The sequence below is a fragment of the Rhodopseudomonas sp. BAL398 genome (genome assembly GCF_033001325.1).
GTDB lineage: Bacteria > Pseudomonadota > Alphaproteobacteria > Rhizobiales > Xanthobacteraceae > JARJEH01.
This window is the reverse complement of record NZ_CP133111.1, coordinates 5,340,199-5,357,612: the sequence shown is the minus strand read 5'-3', so window position 1 is coordinate 5,357,612 and position 17,414 is coordinate 5,340,199. Positions and strand designations below refer to the sequence as shown.

Sequence of the window (17,414 nt, the reverse complement as noted above, 5' to 3'; positions counted from 1 at the left end):
GTCGTTCCCAAGGGTACTGAGTCCTCATCCTGAGGAGCCCGGCAAAGCCGGGCGTCTCGAAGGATGAGGAGCCGCATGGTCTGCGGCGCATAGTTCGAGACGGCGCTTCGCGCCTCCTCACCATGAGGCCGTGCCTGTTGTGAGCGCTCCGAAGCCAAGTCCCGATTCCATCAAAAACAGAACTGCGCGAGTCGGCAGGCGAGCGAACCCGGAATCGCGCAACGGAGTGGCGGCGCGCGACCGCGAGATTCCGGGTTCGCTCACAGCTTCGCTGTCCGCGCCCCGGAATGACTAGGTGGTTCAATGCAGTTTCACCGTCGGCGCCGGGCGGGCGCTGGAGGAGAACAGGCCGAGCAGCGTGCGGCCGCGGCCATGCAGTGCGGCCTCGTGCATCTTGTACAGCGAGCGATACATGAAGCGGGCGAAATAGCCCTCGATCATGAAGCTGCGGCCGACCACGAAGCCCATCAGATTGCCGACCGTGGAGAATTTGCCGAGCGACACCAGCGAGCCGAAATCCTTGTAGACGAAGTCCTGCAGCGGCTCGCCCTCGATCAGGCGCGACAGCTGCGCGATCATGAATTCGGCCTGCTGATGCGCGGCCTGGGCGCGCGGCGGAATGTTCTGCTCGAAGCCCGGCCGGGCGCAGGCGGCGCAATCGCCGAGCGCGAAGATGGCATCGTCGCGGCTGGTCTGCAGCGTCTGCCTGACCACCAGCTGGTTGATCCGGCTGGTTTCCAGCCCGCCGATCTCATGCAGGAAATCCGGCGCCTTGACGCCGGCCGACCACACCACCAGTTCGGACGGAATCAGTTCGCCATCGGCCAGGCGAACGCCATCGGCCAGTACCTCGGCAACCCGCGCGCCGGTGCGGACCTCGACGCCGAGCTCCTGCAGCAGCGCCAGCGTCGCCGCCGAAATCCGCTCCGGCAGCGCCGGCAGGATTCGCGGCGTGGCCTCGATCAGCACGATCTTCAGATCGTGCTCGGGATCGATCTTGTCGAGCCCATAGGCGATGATTTCGCGGGCGGTGTGGTGCAGCTCGGCGGCGAGCTCAGTGCCGGTGGCGCCGGCGCCGATGATGGCGACATGGAGCTGGCCGGGCGTGACGGGGGTGGACTGGTGCTGCGCGCGCAAACAGGCATTGACGAGGCGGCGGTTGAAGCGGCTGGCCTGCTCCGGGGTTTCCAGCGGCACCGCGAACTCCTTGGCGCCGGGGGTGCCGAAATCATTGGTGACGCTGCCGACCGCGATCACCAGCGTGTCAAAGCCGATGCTGGCTTCGGGACTGACCTCGCGGCCCTCATCGTCCTGCACCGGCGCCAGCTTGATGGTCCGGGCGTCGCGGTCGAGCCCGGTCATCTCGCCGAGGCGATAATGGAAATGGTGCCAATGCGCCTGCGCCATGTAGTTCAGCTCGTGCTGCGAGCGCCGCAGCGAGCCGGCGGCGATCGAATGCAGCAGCGGCTTCCAGATATGGGTGCGGCTGCGGTCGACCAAAGTGATCCGCGCCTTGTCGCCGCGGCCGAATTTGTCGCCGAGCGCGGTGGCAAGCTCCAACCCGCCGGCGCCGCCGCCGACGATGACGATCCTGTGGGGCTGTTGGTCTGTCATGGTTCGATTTCAATGCTCGCTGGGACCGACCACAGGTAGCACCGAAAGCCGATGGGACCGTTAAGATTATGCGCGGTTCCGGCACGCAAGTACCGATCCAGCGCCCGTAACACTACTGATCCGCCTTCATGGCGACGCGCAGAGGCAGCGGGATCGGCCGCGCCCGCCCGCCCGAGACGAAGGCGACCTTGACGCTGGCCTGCATCAGCAGCACGTCGTCGCGGCGGATCTCCTGATGCATGGTGATCGAGGCGCCCTTCACCTCGACCGGGCGGGTGATGATATCCAGCACGTCGTCCATCTTGGCGGATTTGAGAAAGTCGAGCTGCATGGCGCGGACCACGAAGGCGAAGCCCGGCGCCTCGCTTTCGGCCTCGCCGAACAGCACGCTTTGCGCCGCGCCGAGCAGCCGCAGATAATTGGTGCGGCCGCGCTCCATGAAGCGCAGGTAATTGGCATGGTAGACGATGCCGGAGAAATCGGTGTCCTCGTAATAGACCCGGACCTGCATGTGGTGGCGACCGTCATGGATGGCGCCGTCGAGAGAATTCGTCAAACTTCACTCCACTTGTGCGGCGATCGATAACCGCTCGGCCACCGCTCGCAATTTCCTGTCGCGCGTCCAAAGCCGACAATCAGGGGTCAGAAGTGTCGAGGCAACAAGGTGGGCGTCAACATATCCGATACCGGAGCCAGCAAGCTCCACGCGCGAAATCAACTGCAGCACCTCGGCTGGCGCTGCAATTGTGGCGTTCGGCAAATCCGACAGGTCGGTGATAATTTCGCCAAAACGCAAGGCTCGGCCTAGCGCCAACTCGCCGAGAACGAAAGCATGAATCAGCACCTGGCGCCGCAACAGACCTGCGCTGAGGCGCGGGTTTCCCTTGCGGAAATGGTCGATCCAAATCGATGTATCGACCAGAAGCATCAATCGTTGGTGAAATCGGGGGCACGCCGGCGCGGCGGTGCCTTCGCGTCAGGCATCGAGCCGCCCATCAAAGCGAGCCGTCGGCCCGCTTCCAGCTCCACATAGGCCTGCAACGCCGTGCGGATGACGGCCGACTTCTCTTCAACCCCGGCATATCCCTGCGCCTTGGCGAACAGCTCGTCGTCGATCGCGATGGTGGTTCTCATGCTGTCGGGCTCCGCTCCACGCATCAAATATAGCATCATTCGATGCTGATATCCATGCCGGCGCCAGATCTACGGGTGGCGCGATCCGGTCGCGGCGCGGCCTATACCGCACGCGCCAGCGGCGGGGCGGGTTTGGGGATGTCCTGCTGCCAGGCACGGGCGGACTCGATCCAGGAGATGATCGCCTCCTGGACATTCTTCAGCGCCTCCTCAGGAGTCGCGCCGTCGGACATGCAGCCGGGAAGTTCCGGCGCGGTGGCGAGATAGCCGCCGCCATCGCTATCGGCGAGCCGTTCGATCCGAATTGCGTATTCGAGCTTCATCGCTGTCCTCGCATTTGCTCCAGCAAATCCGCCGCCATCACTCCTCCTCGCCGCCGAACAACCCGATCTGCGCCGGGTCGCGCGCGGGCTCGTTGAGGCCGAGATGCTTGAAGGCGTGGCTGGTGAGCAGGCGGCCGCGCGGGGTGCGTTGCAGATAGCCGCACTGGATCAGGAACGGCTCGATGATGTCCTCGATGGCGTCGCGCGGCTCGGACAGTGCCGCCGCCATGGTTTCAACGCCGACCGGGCCGCCGGCATAGTTCATCGCGATCGTCGTCAGATAGCGGCGGTCCATGGCGTCGAGGCCAGCGGCGTCGACTTCCAGCGCACTAAGCGCATGGTCGGCAATGTTGCGGTCGATCGAGCTGGCGTCGGCCGCGGAGGCGAAATCGCGCACCCGGCGCAGCAGGCGGCCGGCAATGCGCGGCGTGCCGCGGGCGCGGCGCGCGATCTCGTTGGCGCCGTCGGGGGTGATGCCGATCGACAGCACCCGGGCGCCGCGGGTGACGATGCTTTCGAGTTCCGCGATGGTGTAGAAATTCAACCGCACCGGAATGCCGAAGCGGTCGCGCAGCGGATTGGTCAACAGGCCGGCGCGGGTGGTGGCGCCGACCAAAGTGAATTTCGACAATTCGATCTTCACCGAACGCGCCGCGGGGCCTTCGCCGATGATCAGATCGAGCTGAAAATCCTCCATCGCCGGATACAGCACTTCTTCCACTGCCGGACTGAGGCGATGGATCTCGTCGATGAACAGCACGTCGCGATCTTCCAGATTGGTCAGTAATGCGGCGAGATCGCCGGCCTTGGCGATGACGGGTCCGGAGGTGGCGCGAAAGCCGACGCCGAGCTCGCGCGCCACGATCTGCGCCAGCGTGGTCTTGCCGAGGCCGGGCGGGCCGACGAACAGCACATGGTCCAGCGCCTCGCCGCGTTTGCGCGCGGCGTCGATGAAGATCTGCAGATTGGCGCGGGCCTGCTGCTGGCCGACGAATTCGGCGAGCAGCTGCGGGCGCAGCGCGGTGTCGCCGACATCATCGCTGCGGCGCTCGGGGGTGACGATGCGGGAAGGCTGGGTCATGGCGCGAGCCTAGCACGCCGGGCGCGCGTTCTCCCCTCCCCCTTGCGGGGAGGGGTCGGGGGTGGGGGGAGCCGCGAGTCACGCGGGTGCGGCGTTCCCCCACCCCAACCCTCCCCCGCAAGGGGGGGAGGGAGCAGGGAGGCGCCCGCCGCGAAGCATCGCCTGCGGCTCGGGATCCCGGATAGAAGCTGCGCGGCTTCCGGGATGACCGCGTTGCGCGCGGTCACTTCGACAATTCCTTCAGCCCGAGCTTGATCAGCTGGGCGGTCTCCGCCCCCTCGCCGGCGCTGCGCGCGGCCGCGGCGATGGCCGCGGACGCCTGCGGCGCGCCATAGCCGAGATTGACCAGCGCCGAGATCGCGTCGGTGACCGGGCGCGGCGCGCGCTGGTCATCGATCGCGCCGCTCAGTTGCGCCAGCGCCGGATCGACATCGGCGAAGGCCGGCACCTTGTCTTTCAGCTCGGTGACGATGCGCTCGGCGACCTTGGCGCCGACGCCCGGCGTGCGCGCCACCGCGGCCTTGTCACGCATCGCGATCGCATTGGCGAGGTCGGAAGGCGGCAGGGTCGAGAGCACCGCCAGCGCCACCTTGGCGCCGACGCTCTGCACCGTCTGCAACAGCCGAAACCATTCGCGCTCGTGATCGCTGCGAAAGCCGAACAGCTTGATCTGATCCTCGCGCACATAAGTCTCGATCGACAGCACCGCGGCGCCGCCGGCCTGCGGCAGCGCCTGCAGCGTGCGGCTCGAGCAATGCACCTGATAGCCGACGCCGCCGACGTCGAGGATCACATAATCCTCGCCGTAGGAATCGATCACGCCTTTGAGTTTGCCGATCATCTCCCCTCTCCCGCTTGCGGGGGAGGGGCCGGGGGTGGGGGCAGCCGCGAGTCATGCGGGTGCGGCGTTCCCCCACCCCCGCCCTCCCCCGCAAGCGGTGGAGGGAGTGCGCCGTGCCAGCCGCCGCTCATGCGCCCACCACCTTCAGCCGCAGCAGCGCGGTGCCGCGATGATGGGCGTGGGTGATGGCGATGGCCAGCGCGTCGGCGGCGTCGGCGGATTTCGGCTCGGCCTTCGGCAGCAGGATTTTCAGCATCATCTGGATTTGCGCCTTGTCGGCATGGCCGGCGCCGACCACGGTTTTCTTGACCTGGTTGGGGGCATATTCGGCGACGCTGAGCCCGACCATCGCCGGCGCCAGCATCGCCACGCCCCGCGCCTGCCCGAGTTTCAGCGTGGCGACGCCGTCCTTGTTGACGAAAGTCTGCTCAACCGCGGCCTCGTCGGGCTGAAACTCGGCCAGCACTTGGGCCAGGCCCTGATGAATCGCCAGCAGCCGCTCGGCCAGCGGCAGGCTGTTGGGCGGCTCCACAGAGCCGCAGCCGATAAACACCAGCCGATTGCCCTCGCTCTCGATCACGCCCCAGCCGGTACGGCGGAGGCCCGGATCGATGCCGAGAATACGGACGGGAATGCGAATCGGCGGAACTGTCATGGCGCGACGATAACGCCACAGCAAAGTGAACGAAACAGAAACAAACGGGAGTTGACTGTTAAAGCCGCCTCGTGCCCCGGACGCAGTGCAACGCGCCGCGCAGCGGCGTGGTGCGCTGCTGAGCCGGGGCCCCGGTTGGGGCGGCGCGCGAAGCGGGGTCCCGGATCTGCGCAGCAGCGCTGCGCGCTGCGGCGCGTCCGGGACACGGGAATTGGACGAATCGCGACGGCGGCCGACGGCCTCAGCCGCCCATCTTTTCCATCAGCGCGTCGGAGACTTCGAAATTGGCGTAGACGTTCTGGACGTCGTCGTGCTCGTTGAGCAGATCGATCAGCTTGAGCAGCTTTTCGGCGGTTTCGTCGTCGACCGGGACGGTATTTTGCGGCTTCCAGGTCAGCTGCGCCTTGCGGGCCTCGCCGAATTTCGCCTCCAGCGACTTGGCGACGTCGCGGAAGGTTTCTTTCGAGGCGTAGATCTCGTGGCCCTCGTCGGACGACAGCACGTCGTCGGCGCCGGCCTCGATCGCGGCGTCCAGCATGTCGTCGGCGGAGGCCTTGTCGGCGTCGTATTCGATGATGCCGACATTGTCGAACATGAACGACACCGAACCGGTTTCGCCGAGATTGCCGCCGGATTTGGTGAAATAGGAGCGGATGTCGGAGGCGGCGCGGTTGCGGTTGTCGGTCAGCGCCTCGACGATCACCGCGACGCCGCCGGGGCCATAGCCCTCATAGCGGATCTCGTCATAATTTTCGGCGTCGCCGCCGGTGGCCTTCTTGACCGCGCGCTCGATCGAATCCTTCGACATGTTCTCCTGCCGCGCCGAGATCATTGCGGCGCGCAGCCTTGCATTCATCGCCGGATCGGGCTGGCCCATCTTGGCCGCGACGGTGATTTCCCGCGCCAGCTTGCTGAACAGCTTGGACTTCTGGGCATCCTGCTTGCCCTTGCGGTGCATGATGTTCTTGAACTGGGAATGTCCGGCCATGCGGTCTCTCTTGGCTTTGGTCAGGATGAACGGTTCGGGGCGGCGCGGGTTTATAGGCCGGCCGCCGGCAAAATCAAAGACTTGCACGGAAAGCCGGCAAGCATTCGACTTTTGGATGTCAATTCGGGCATCGGGAAATTAACCACGGTTTCACCCAACGATGCGAGTATCGGCCCCGTAGTTCCCCTCATGCGAGAAATTTCATGGCCTTCGGTCTGTTTCGAAAGCGGGTGCACGAACCAGTGGTGGAGGTGGTGGCGCCGGCCTTGGCTCCCGATCTGTCCGCCGTGCCGCCGCCGCAGGAGCCCGATTCCGCCCACGAGATCCTTGAACTGCTGGAACTCGAGCTCGGATCGCTGATCCGCCAGCTCGAGCGCGCCGCCAATTCGGTGGCCGGCGGCGCGCAAGCCACCGCCGACACCTTGCAGACGATTCGCCAGCGCACCGACGCATTGACCGGGCGGACCAGCGCCGCGCATTCGACCGCGACGACATTCTCCCAGGCCGCCGACAAATTTACCGATTCGGCGAAAGGGATCGGCGACCAGGTGCGCGAGGCGAGCCAGCTCGCCGACCAGGCCAGCGCCGCCGCCATTGAGGCCAGCGCCAATGTCGACCGCCTGCGGGAATCCTCGGCGGCGATCGGCAATGTGGTCAATCTGATCGCCAAGATCGCCAAGCAGACCACGCTGCTGGCGCTGAATTCGACGATCGAGGCGGCGCGCGCCGGCGCCGCCGGCCGCGGCTTCGCGGTGGTCGCCACCGAGGTCAAGGCGCTGGCGGTGCAGACCCACGACGCCACCGAGGAAATCAAGCGCAAGATCGACGCGCTGCAAAGCGACGCGGCCAATTCGGTCGACGCGGTGCACCGGATCTCGCAGGCGATCGCCGCGATCCGCCCGGTGTTCGACAACGTCAACAGTGCGGTCGCCGAGCAGAACAGCACCACCAGCGAGATGGCCAGCAACGCGGCCTCGGCGTCGCATTTCATCGTCTCGGTCGGCGACAGCGCCGCCGAAATCGACAGCGCCGCGCGCGAGGCCGAGCAGCATGGCGAGGAGGTCGCCAAGGCCGGGAACAACGTCACCACATTCGCCACCAAGCTGCGCGCGCGCACCGCGGTGCTGCTGCGGCAGGGCGACCGCGAGGACAGCCGCAAGCGCGAAAAGCTGCCCTGCCATCTCAACATCGAGATCGAGGCCAACGGCTGGGCGCTGGCCGCGCCGGTCTACGAAATCTCGCAGCAAGGCGTGCTGATCTCCGGCCCCGGCGCCGCTTCGCTCGGCATCAACCAGACCCTGGCGGCGACGCTGCAGGATGTCGGCGCCTGCAAGATCCGCATCGAGCAGCAGACCACGGCCGGCGCGCTGGCGCGTTTCGTGGCGCCGGACGCCGCCCTGCAGGAGCGCATCGAAGACGCGCTGTGGGCGATCCGCGACGAGAACACCGAATTCGTCACCCGCGCGCTGGAGGCCGGCGTCGCGCTCAACAAGATCTTCGAGGACGGCGTTGCCACAGGCGCGATCTCGCTCGACGACATGTTCGACGATAATTACGTCGCGATCGAAGGCACCAATCCGCCGCAGCACCGCACCCGAATCCTGGGCTGGGCCGACCGCGCGCTGCCGGCGTTCCAGGACGGGTTTCTCGCCAAGGACGACCGGATGGTGTTCTGCGTGATGATCGACCGCAACGGCTATCTGCCGGTGCACAACAGCATCTATTCGAAGCCGCAGCGGCCGGGCGACGTCGCCTGGAACACCGCCAACAGCCGCAACCGCCGGATCTTCAACGATCCCGCCGGCCTCGCCGCCGGCCGCAACACCCGCAGCTATCTGATCCAGAGCTATGCCCGCGACATGGGCGGCGGCAACACCGTGATGATGCGCGAGATCGACGTGCCGGTGAAGGTCCGCGGCCGGCACTGGGGCGGATTCCGCACCGCGTATAAGCTGTAAGCAGCGCCGATCCGCGCCGCCTCGACCATCTCATCATTGCACGGCGCCTTGGCGCGCCGCACCGCCGTCAGCGACCGCCGGCGCGCAGCGCCGTCCGACGGCGACGCAATCCAGGGCGCCAAGCAAGGACTGGATGGCTTCGTCGCAACAGCTCCTCGCAATGACGGCGTTGAGACCTGTCTTTGCCGATGGGTTTTTGAATCAGACTCTGAGGATTACTAAAATGACAGCAACATTTGCGATCCTCGTCCGCCCCAATTAGCCGAAGCTACGCGGCCGCATGTCGCCGCAACGATCGCGCTGATGCGACGCATTCCGCGCTTGCCGATCGGGCGCAAGCGGCGACGCCGTCCTCGCCTCCATTTTCCATGATTGCCACCTAGTATCTTTACCAATTCATATCGGTTTACTCTCCATTAACTGCGCAACGGAAGCCGCGCTCCTCCCCGCGAGGTGAAGAAGCTTCCCCAGTGGAGTCCTCAAGGAGATCGTTCGCCCGCATAAGCAGGCATTGTCCTCGAGGAATTTCATGACCAGGCTCTTTCACAATCTTCGCATCGGCGCCAAGCTCGCGATCGCTTCAGCGCTCGGCATCCTGCTGGTGGGCTTCATTATCTATGCGCAGAGCACCGGCAACGCCGCGGTGCGTGCCGGCTATGACAGCGCGATCAGGCACCAGACCGTGGCGCAACTCGCCGCTGAGGTCAGGGCATCGGTCGGCGGCATGCAGCTCGCCTTTCGCGATACGGTGTTGGCCGCAACCCCGGCGGCCTTGCAGAAATCGGCTGATTCCTTTGCGCTCGATCAGACCAAGGCGACAGCATTCAGCGCCGAGATGGCGCGGCTGATTCCACCGGGCGATGCGCAGGCGCAGATCGCGCGGCTGCCCGGGCTGATCGCGGATCTCAACAGCAGTCGCGCGCTGGTCGCGGGCATGCGCAGCGAGATCATCGGGTTGCAGGGCGCCGCCGACCAGATGCATCCAGACGCCGCGGCGCGCATCGACGGGCTCAACGACGCCATCGCGCAGCATCGCCACAACGTATCGCTGCCGCTGGCAACGCAGATCATGACGGTGGTCGGCAAGCTCGTCGACAATGGCAGGCAGCAAAGCGCCAGATCGATCGCCGCGGCGGCCGCCGAGTCGGCTTCGGCGGAGCGGACCTCGCTGATCGCCGGCGCGATCACCACCTTGCTGCTGATCGCAACCTGCGTGTTCTCGATCGTCACGATCGCGCGCCCGATCAGCGCCATGAGCCGTGCGATGCACGAGCTCGCCGACGGCAATTTCGCCGTGGTGCTGCCGGGGCTCGGCCGCGGCGACGAGATCGGCGAGGTCGCCGGCGCGGTGGAGAAATTCAAGGTCAAGGCGCAGGAGAAGGCGACGCAGGAAGCCGCGGCGCAGCTCGATCAGGAGCATCGCGTTGCCGAAAAGCGCAAGGCCGACATGGGCCGGCTGGCGGATGCTTTCGAAGGCGCGGTCGGCCACATCATCGACACCGTGTCGGCGGCCTCGAGCGAACTCGAAGCCGCGGCCGGCAGCCTGACCGCGACCGCGGAGCGCGCCCAGCAGCTCACCGTCATGGTGGCGGCGGCGTCCGAGGAGGCCTCGACCAATGTGCAATCGGTGGCCTCCGCCACCGAGGAAATGGCGTCCTCGGTCAACGAGATCGGCCGCCAGGTGCAGGATTCGGCGCGGATCGCCAATGAGGCGGTGGATCAGGCGCGAAAGACCAATGACCGCGTCGAACAATTGTCGGACGCGGCGGCGCGGATCGGCGCGGTGGTCGAACTGATCAACACCATCGCCGGGCAGACCAATCTCTTGGCGCTCAACGCCACCATCGAAGCCGCCCGCGCCGGCGACGCCGGCCGCGGCTTCGCGGTGGTCGCAGCCGAGGTCAAGGCGCTGGCCCAGCAGACCGCCAAGGCCACCAGCGAGATCAGCCAGCAAGTCTCGGGGATCCAGCTCGCCACCAGCGAATCGGCCGACGCCATCAAGGAGATCGGCGTCACCATCGGGCGGATGTCGGAGATCTCCTCCACCATTGCGTCCGCGGTGGAGGAACAAGGCGCCGCCACCCAGGAGATTTCCCGCAACGTACAGCAGGCCGCCCAGGGCACCACGCAGGTCAGCTCGAACATCTCCGACGTGCAGCACGGCGCCGGCGAGACCGGCTCGGCCTCCGCGCAGGTCCTTGCCGCGGCGCAGTCGCTGTCCGGCGAGAGCAATCGGCTGAAACTCGAAGTCAGCAAATTCCTGCAGACGGTGCGCGCCGCCTGATCAACGGCTCCTGATCGACAAAGGCCGTTGCGTCAGCCGCGCAACGGCCTTTGCGCGTCGTATCGGGCGGGACTAAGCACCTCGCCGCCGGCTTCTTAGTCTTTCGAACTAGGCTCGTGGATTTACCATTGGATTAGGATTCTCGGCGTAGGGTCGCCGCAGAAGGAAAGCGACGCACCGCATCTGCCGGGTGTCGAAGCGCTTCCCCAGCAAGAAACCCGTTCATCTGACCTTCGAACTCCGCCACCGCTTCGGTTGGCGGATCGTTTCCGTTCGCGTGAGTAGCAATGACTTATCTGTCCCTGAAGCGGCTTGATCCAGTGCGACGGCGCGCCGTCCGCCTCGGCCGGCACGTTCCTATCAGTCGCGCATGGCTGACCCGCAAAGCCTGCCAAACCATCCGGTACGGCCAATGCCAAGTGTTCGATTCACCCAATCCACATGCCGGCGCCCAAGGGTGCGCCGCGACTGCCTAGGTTCTGAACCACTCCGTTTCGCATCCCCCATCGTCCGTTCCATCCGCGCTGCGCTTTCGTGTTGAAGTCCATCGCTTTCTTCCCTCTCGGACCCACCTCAAGGATTCTCGCCATGCTCGCGAAGCTCTCGATCCGCGCCAAGATAACCATCGTCGTCGGCTTCCTGCTGATCGCCTTGACCGGCATGGGCCTGCTGGCGGTGACCAAGCTGCAGGCGATCAACAAATCCGCCACCGAAGTCGAGGCCGACTGGCTGCCGAGCATCCGCGCCTTGGGCGAGCTGCGCGCCGAGATCGTGACCTTCCGCGCCATCGTTCGGCTGCATCTGCTGTCGGAGACCGCGGAAGCCAAGACGGCGGTGGAAAAGCGGCTGGAGGTTTCGACCAAGGCGCTCGACAAGTTTCGCGCCAACTATGAACGGCTGATCACGTCGGATGAGGAACGCGCGCTCTACAAGAGCTGGAGCGATCAGTGGCAGATCTACATCGCGGCGATTCCCGAGGTGGTCTCCCGCTCGCGCGCCAGCATCGGCACCATTCCGCACGACGCCACGCTGTTCAACGAGACCAAGGCCTATCCGATCTCGAAGAAGGCCGACAAGATCCTCGACAAGGACATCGCCTTCAACAATGACGGCGCCGACGCCGCCGGCGCCACCGCGCATGCCGCCTATCAGTCGGCCCTGATGCTGCTCGCGATCACGCTGGGCCTGGCCATCACGGTCGGCGCGGCGCTGGCGATCTATCTGGTGCGCGACGTCTCGCGCGGCATTGCTTCGATCGTCAAGCCGATGCAGGCGCTCGGCGATGGCGACCTCAGCGCCGAGGTGCCGCATCAGGGCGAGAAGACAGAGATCGGCCAGATGGCCGATACGCTGCAAGTGTTCAAGCAGGCCCTGATCGACAAGAAGAACGCCGACGCGGCGGCGATGCTGGACGCCGAGGAAAAGATCGCGCGGGGTCATCGCGTCGACAATATCACCCGCGACTTCGAGTCGCTGATCGGCGAAATCGTCGAAGCGGTGGCGTCGGCCTCGACCGAGCTGGAAGCCTCCGCCGGAACGCTGACCGCAACGGCGGCGCGGGCGCAGGAATTGACCACGGCGGTCGCCTCGGCCTCCGAGGAAGCCTCCACCAACGTCCAGTCGGTGGCGTCGGCCACCGAGGAAATGAGCTCCTCGGTCAACGAGATCAGCCGCCAGGTCCAGGAATCGGCGCGGATCGCCAATGATGCGGTCGATCAGGCCAAGGCCACCAATGATCGCGTCGGCGAATTGGCCAGCGCGGCCGCGCGGATCGGCGACGTCGTCGAACTGATCAACACCATCGCCGGGCAGACCAATTTGCTGGCGCTGAACGCGACGATCGAGGCTGCCCGCGCCGGCGACGCCGGCCGCGGCTTCGCCGTGGTGGCGTCCGAGGTCAAGGCGCTGGCCGAACAGACCGCCAAGGCCACCGGCGAGATCAGCCAGCAGATCAACGGCATCCAGTCGGCGACGCAACAATCGGTGGGGGCGATCAAGGAGATCGGCACCACCATCGGCCGGATGGCGGAAATCTCCGCCACCATCGCCTCGGCGGTCGAACAGCAGGGCGCCGCCACCCAGGAGATCTCCCGGAATGTGCAACAGGCGGCGCAAGGAACCCATCAGGTCACGGCGAACATCACCGATGTGCAGCGCGGCTCCAGCGAAACCGGCTCGGCGTCGGCGCAAGTGCTGTCAGCGGCGCAGTCGCTGTCCGGCGACAGCAGCCGGCTGAAGCTCGAAGTGGGCAAGTTCCTGGCGACCGTGCGCGCCGCCTGAACCAAGACTGGGAACGACGGGCGACGCGCCAGCCGGCGCGCCGCCCGTCTTGAATTTAATGGCCGGCCGATCAGGCCGACCAGCGATCCTCTTCGCGGCGATACTCGTTTTCGTTGAGACGATCGGCGACCTCTTCGGCGACCTTGGGGTCGCGGGCCTTGGCGATCGGCTCGCCGTTCGATTTCACGATTTCGTCCCGGCGGACGTCGAGCGGAAAATCGGCGGGGTCCAGCGGCTGGTCCTTCGGCATGTCGCACCTCCTCGTGAGTGGCGATAACCGGCCAACCCGCGACAAGGTTCCGCCGACGGCGACGGCGCTACTTCGCCCCGCGGGCGTCGAGCGCCTGCCGGCACGGTTCCGACAGCGCGTCGCGATGCTCATTCAGGCATTTCAGCACCCGGCCGCCGCCAGGCATCACGCCGCTGCACAGCCGCCGGTAATCCGGCTCGCAGGCCTTTCGTGCGGCGCCATCCTGCGCCATCGCCAGCGACAGGGACAACATCAGCACGGCGATCAGACAGGTGGCCGCCACGATCGCCCGCATCAGGACATCGGTCGGGCTGAAGCCCAGCTTGCCGCGCGGGCGCTTCTGTTGGGGGGTGTTCGGCTGCAGCATCTTGCCTCCATTGGCTTCGGTTTCGGATTGATTCATGGCGTGTCGGGGATACGCGCCGGGACCGACATTCCCTCGCGCGCCTTTGCGTATCAGCGAAGAAATCGGCCGACGAGCTGGCGTCGCCCTGGCGTCGAGATCTGCTCCAGCGTGTCGACGAAGCTGTCGATCACGGCGTCGCCGATCTTGATCCGCTTGTCGCGGGCATTGCGGATCGCCGCGCGCAGCGCCGGCTTATCCAGTTCGGGCTGCCCGATCAGCCGCAGGGTCTCGCGCAGGGCCTGCACATAGTCCGCCTGCAGCGGCCGAATCTCCTCCTGCTTGGCCCGATACACCCGCCAGACAATGTCGGCATCGCCTTTCGGAAGCCGCGCGGCGACCCGCTCGATCAGCCGTGACGGCATGCCCGCGCCACCTGGGGTCCAGCCGGGCTCAATCGGGGACTGAAACCACTGGGCCGAGACATAGGCGGCGAGTGCCACATTGAGGCAGAGCGACGCCAGCAGCGCCAGCCGCACCCGGTTCTGCGCATTGGGCCAGATCGTCATTGCAGCCCCCCCAACGACATGGCCGAACTGTCGAACACCATGCTGACCACGGCGAGGGCATCCTGCGATTGGTGATAGGGAAGCAGGCCCGCCATCCAGACGCCGAGCAGCGCCGAACAGGCCAGGCTGCCGGCCTGAACCAGCGAGCTCGGCGGCGCCAGCCGGCGCCACCAGGGCAAGCGGCGATCGCTCGCGGCGATCCGCTGCAGCACCGCGAAGCTGGCGGCCGCGCTGCGCTCCGCGGCGATCGCAGGCGGCGTGGCGAACAGCCGGTCGTGCCCGGCCTGCTCGGCGAGAATCGCCGCACCCGCGGCGTCCGCCGCGATCCGGCGCGCCGCGTCCTGCACCGACCGCGGCCAGCGCTCGATGTCGCCGCCCCAAATTTGCGCCAGCTGGCTGAACTGATCGAGCGTCATCGCGACCTCCTGCTATCCTGATTTTTCTGGACGTTTTGTTTCAGCGTCGTCCGCGCCCGCACCAGCAGCGATTCGAACGCCTTGGCGCTGAGATTCATGGCTTTGGCCGATTCCTCACCGCTCAACCCTTCCATATGAAACAGCGCGATGGCGCCGCGCTGCCGCTCCGACAATTGCGTCATCGCCAGTTCCAACGCCCGGCGTTGCTGATCGGCGATCAGTTGATCGTCCGGCGCCGGATCGGCGGCGTGGATCTCGGCGGCGTCCTCGAGCGGCGCCAGCGCCGGCCGGCGGCCGCGGTCGAAGGCCAGATTGAGCACGATGCGGTACAGCCAGGTGGTGAATCGCCCGAGCCGCGGATCGAACGAGGCGGCCTTGCTCCAGATCCGCAGAAACGTCTCCTGGCCGATGTCATCGGCCTCGGCCGGGTTGCGCACCACCCGCTGCGCGACCCGGATCGCGCGCGGCATATGGCGAACCATCAACACCCGAAACGCCTGCTGATGGCGCGCGGCGACCGCTTCCATCAGCGCTTCGTCGGTCTCGTCCTCCAGCGCCACCTTCGCCTCCCCGCGCCGCGCCGTCGGGCCGGCGCGGCTGGCGATCGCCCCGATCATGATCCGATTAGCACGGCCGCCACGCGCCCGCGATCCAGCACTGCCGTGGCGGCCGGTAGGCCGGCCCCGCCACGATCACGCGCGGTCCGACATAATAATACGGCGCCCCGTAATAGCGCCGCGGCCCGTAGTAGCGCCGCGCCGGGCCGCAGCCGGGATAGTGTCCGGGCCCGCGCCAGCCGCCGCGGACGCAGGCCACGGTCTCGACCGGCACGGTGGCGGCGATGGCGGGCCGCATTGCCTGCGGCGCCAGCAGCGGGGCGCCCTCGGCCGCCGGCGTGGCGGCGAGCAATGCAGCGGTCAGAAACATGCGCATCATCATCGTTCTCCTTCGGCTGGGACGGCGAGCCGACAGGCAGCCCACGCGTCGAGTGACGACAGGATTACGGCCAAGGCGGCGATTTCCCTCGCTTCCGGCGGATGGCTTTGCCGCCACCGCTGCCGGCTGGGCCCGGCCGGAATGAATTCGTTAACCAAATCTGTTTAGGTTTTGGCAACCAACGGATCGCCGCGACGATCGGCACCGCGCTGCGGGCGATGGCTTATCGCCCCGCACACCCGGCCCGCCGCGATGTCCGTCACGGATTTAATTCGGCCGAGTTTGGAGCAAGTCCTTGCCAACACAGACGCGTCAGCGCAACGAGCCCACCCCGCAGCCGGTCGACCGCATCGGCTTTTCGGCGATCACCCGGATGGCGTATGACGGCGTCAGCCTGATGCCGCTGTGGCAGCAGCTGATGGCCAAGGTCGATGGCGGCGTCGCCACCCCGGGCGACGGGCTCGATCTGGCGCTGGTCACTCAATTGCTCGGCGAAGGCCAGGCCGGCCACGCGATCCAAACCGAAGTGCTGGCGGTGCATCAGCTGTTCCGGTCGCTGTCCCGGACCGGCGCCGCTGCCGGCGCGCTGCGGGTGCTGGCGCTCGCCGCCGATACCGCAATGGGCGACAATACCCCGATCGAATTCCTGCTCGACCAGCCCGGCGTCGAATTGACCACGCTCTATGTGGTGCCGGGGATCGCCCTGCCCGATCCGCTGCCGGCCCACGACGTCACCATCGTGATCGCCGCCAATGTCGAGGACAGCCGCGGCGCTTTGGCCGAGATCGCGCGGCTGGCACCGATCTGGCCCGCGCCGCTGTTGAATGGGCCGACGAAGATCCGCATGCTCGACCGCGACACCACCCCTGTCCTGCTCGCCGGGATCGACGGCCTCGAGGTTCCGGCACGGATCGCGCTTACCCGCGCCGAGCTCGCCGCGGTGGCGCAGGGCACACATCCCCTCGCCGAGATCGCCGACGGGCTGGATTTTCCGATCACCGCCCGGCCGCGCGGCGCCCGCGCCGGCCAGGGGCTTTGCAGGATCGCCAATCGCGCGGCCTTGGCGGATTATCTCGCCGCGCGCGCCGAGGACGATTTCGTGGTGCAGCGCTTCGTCGACACCGCCAGCGAGGACGGCCTGTTCCGCAAATACCGGCTCGTCGTCATCGACGGCCAGCCTTATGCCTGCCACATGGCGATCTCCGAGCAATGGAACGCGTGGTACGTCACCGCCGGCATGGCGCAGAGCCCGAGCAAGCAGCTCGAAGAGGCAACGTTCTTCTACACTTTCGATTTCGGCTTCGCGCTGCGTCACCGCACCCCGCTGACCGAATTGATCACCCGCATCGGGCTCGATTACTTCACCATCGACTGCGCGCAGGATGCCAATGGCGATCTGGTGGTGTTCGAAATTGGCAATACCGCCGTGGTGCACGACATGGACAGCGACGAGCAGCTTCCCTACCGGTCGCGGCAGATGAACAAATTGTTCGACGCCTTCGCGGCGATGCTGCTGTACCGCGCGCGGCAGGCGGTGCGCAGCGCGGCTTAGGCGACGCGACGCTGGTTCGCTTCAGAACCGTTCGATGGAATGAAGGCCGAGCGGCATTGGAAGCGCGCTCCCTTTCCCATGGGGAGAGGGTCGGGGTGAGGGGTTACGGCCTCTCGTGACGCCACCCCCCTCACCCGGATTGCTGCGCAATCTCATCAAAAACGATCGAGCATCTTGCAGCTGAGTTGAC

Annotated in this window: 19 protein-coding genes; 4 read left to right on the top strand and 15 right to left on the bottom strand. The window is 66.5% G+C overall.

Features of this window, described 5'->3' with window-relative positions:
• Window positions 1-300 precede the first annotated feature (300 nt).
• From RBJ75_RS25210 to RBJ75_RS25170, 9 genes are all read right to left on the bottom strand, one after another.
• Window positions 301-1,614 (bottom strand): NAD(P)/FAD-dependent oxidoreductase, encoded by a 1,314-nt coding sequence (locus tag RBJ75_RS25210; RefSeq protein ID WP_044413975.1) that lies wholly within the window; start codon window positions 1,612-1,614, stop codon window positions 301-303.
• A 112-nt stretch (window positions 1,615-1,726) separates the two neighbouring features.
• Complete coding sequence (ybgC, locus tag RBJ75_RS25205; protein ID WP_080901103.1) at window positions 1,727-2,125, bottom strand: tol-pal system-associated acyl-CoA thioesterase; 399 nt, start codon at window positions 2,123-2,125, stop codon at window positions 1,727-1,729.
• Window positions 2,126-2,173: 48 nt separating this feature from the next.
• A complete protein-coding gene (locus RBJ75_RS25200; RefSeq protein ID WP_044413981.1) occupies window positions 2,174-2,542 on the bottom strand; it encodes a type II toxin-antitoxin system VapC family toxin in 369 nt (122 codons plus the stop codon).
• Window positions 2,542-2,748, bottom strand: a complete 207-nt coding sequence (locus RBJ75_RS25195; RefSeq protein WP_044413988.1) for a type II toxin-antitoxin system VapB family antitoxin — start codon at window positions 2,746-2,748, stop codon at window positions 2,542-2,544. The genes RBJ75_RS25200 and RBJ75_RS25195 overlap by 1 nt, the downstream gene beginning before the upstream one ends.
• 101 nt (window positions 2,749-2,849) lie before the next feature.
• Window positions 2,850-3,071 carry a type II toxin-antitoxin system HicB family antitoxin gene (locus RBJ75_RS25190; protein ID WP_044413984.1) on the bottom strand — a complete coding sequence of 74 codons (222 nt, stop codon included), beginning with the start codon at window positions 3,069-3,071 and terminating at the stop codon, window positions 2,850-2,852.
• Between the two features lie 37 nt (window positions 3,072-3,108).
• Entirely contained in the window at window positions 3,109-4,152 is a 1,044-nt protein-coding gene (gene ruvB / locus RBJ75_RS25185; RefSeq protein WP_044413986.1) for a Holliday junction branch migration DNA helicase RuvB, read from the bottom strand.
• A 223-nt stretch (window positions 4,153-4,375) separates the two neighbouring features.
• Window positions 4,376-4,993 carry a Holliday junction branch migration protein RuvA gene (gene ruvA, locus RBJ75_RS25180; protein ID WP_044418623.1) on the bottom strand — a complete coding sequence of 206 codons (618 nt, stop codon included), beginning with the start codon at window positions 4,991-4,993 and terminating at the stop codon, window positions 4,376-4,378.
• 127 nt (window positions 4,994-5,120) lie between these two features.
• On the bottom strand, window positions 5,121-5,648 hold the full coding sequence (gene ruvC, locus RBJ75_RS25175) for a crossover junction endodeoxyribonuclease RuvC (protein ID WP_044419153.1): 528 nt from the start codon (window positions 5,646-5,648) through the stop codon (window positions 5,121-5,123).
• 241 nt (window positions 5,649-5,889) lie between these two features.
• On the bottom strand, window positions 5,890-6,636 hold the full coding sequence (locus RBJ75_RS25170) for a YebC/PmpR family DNA-binding transcriptional regulator (RefSeq protein WP_044407656.1): 747 nt from the start codon (window positions 6,634-6,636) through the stop codon (window positions 5,890-5,892).
• A gap of 203 nt (window positions 6,637-6,839) precedes the next feature.
• Between RBJ75_RS25170 and RBJ75_RS25165 the strand changes: the two genes are divergently transcribed.
• The 3 genes from RBJ75_RS25165 (at window position 6,840) to RBJ75_RS25155 (ending at window position 13,158) form a co-directional block, all read left to right on the top strand.
• Entirely contained in the window at window positions 6,840-8,594 is a 1,755-nt protein-coding gene (locus RBJ75_RS25165; protein ID WP_044407658.1) for a methyl-accepting chemotaxis protein, read from the top strand.
• 529 nt (window positions 8,595-9,123) lie between these two features.
• Window positions 9,124-10,878: a methyl-accepting chemotaxis protein gene (locus RBJ75_RS25160; protein ID WP_276156859.1), complete on the top strand. Its 1,755-nt coding sequence runs from the start codon at window positions 9,124-9,126 to the stop codon at window positions 10,876-10,878.
• Between the two features lie 588 nt (window positions 10,879-11,466).
• Window positions 11,467-13,158, top strand: coding sequence for a methyl-accepting chemotaxis protein (locus RBJ75_RS25155; RefSeq protein WP_276156858.1), 1,692 nt, complete (start codon window positions 11,467-11,469; stop codon window positions 13,156-13,158).
• A 70-nt stretch (window positions 13,159-13,228) separates the two neighbouring features.
• Here the strand turns inward: RBJ75_RS25155 and RBJ75_RS25150 are convergent, their stop codons facing one another.
• The 6 genes from RBJ75_RS25150 to RBJ75_RS25125 all read right to left on the bottom strand — a co-directional run bounded on the left by RBJ75_RS25150 (window position 13,229) and on the right by RBJ75_RS25125 (window position 15,672).
• Window positions 13,229-13,408 carry a hypothetical protein gene (locus RBJ75_RS25150; protein WP_044411270.1) on the bottom strand — a complete coding sequence of 60 codons (180 nt, stop codon included), beginning with the start codon at window positions 13,406-13,408 and terminating at the stop codon, window positions 13,229-13,231.
• 67 nt (window positions 13,409-13,475) lie between these two features.
• Complete coding sequence (locus RBJ75_RS25145; protein WP_234707412.1) at window positions 13,476-13,811, bottom strand: cysteine rich repeat-containing protein; 336 nt, start codon at window positions 13,809-13,811, stop codon at window positions 13,476-13,478.
• Between the two features lie 53 nt (window positions 13,812-13,864).
• Window positions 13,865-14,320: a periplasmic heavy metal sensor gene (locus tag RBJ75_RS25140; protein WP_044411273.1), complete on the bottom strand. Its 456-nt coding sequence runs from the start codon at window positions 14,318-14,320 to the stop codon at window positions 13,865-13,867.
• Window positions 14,317-14,736: a hypothetical protein gene (locus tag RBJ75_RS25135; protein ID WP_044411276.1), complete on the bottom strand. Its 420-nt coding sequence runs from the start codon at window positions 14,734-14,736 to the stop codon at window positions 14,317-14,319. The genes RBJ75_RS25140 and RBJ75_RS25135 overlap by 4 nt, the downstream gene beginning before the upstream one ends.
• Entirely contained in the window at window positions 14,733-15,353 is a 621-nt protein-coding gene (locus tag RBJ75_RS25130; RefSeq protein ID WP_080901026.1) for an RNA polymerase sigma factor, read from the bottom strand. The genes RBJ75_RS25135 and RBJ75_RS25130 overlap by 4 nt, the downstream gene beginning before the upstream one ends.
• 7 nt (window positions 15,354-15,360) lie before the next feature.
• Window positions 15,361-15,672 (bottom strand): hypothetical protein, encoded by a 312-nt coding sequence (locus tag RBJ75_RS25125; protein ID WP_044411279.1) that lies wholly within the window; start codon window positions 15,670-15,672, stop codon window positions 15,361-15,363.
• Window positions 15,673-15,967: 295 nt separating this feature from the next.
• Between RBJ75_RS25125 and RBJ75_RS25120 the strand changes: the two genes are divergently transcribed.
• Window positions 15,968-17,224, top strand: a complete 1,257-nt coding sequence (locus RBJ75_RS25120) for a RimK family alpha-L-glutamate ligase (protein WP_044411281.1) — start codon at window positions 15,968-15,970, stop codon at window positions 17,222-17,224.
• Window positions 17,225-17,414: the final 190 nt, after the last annotated feature.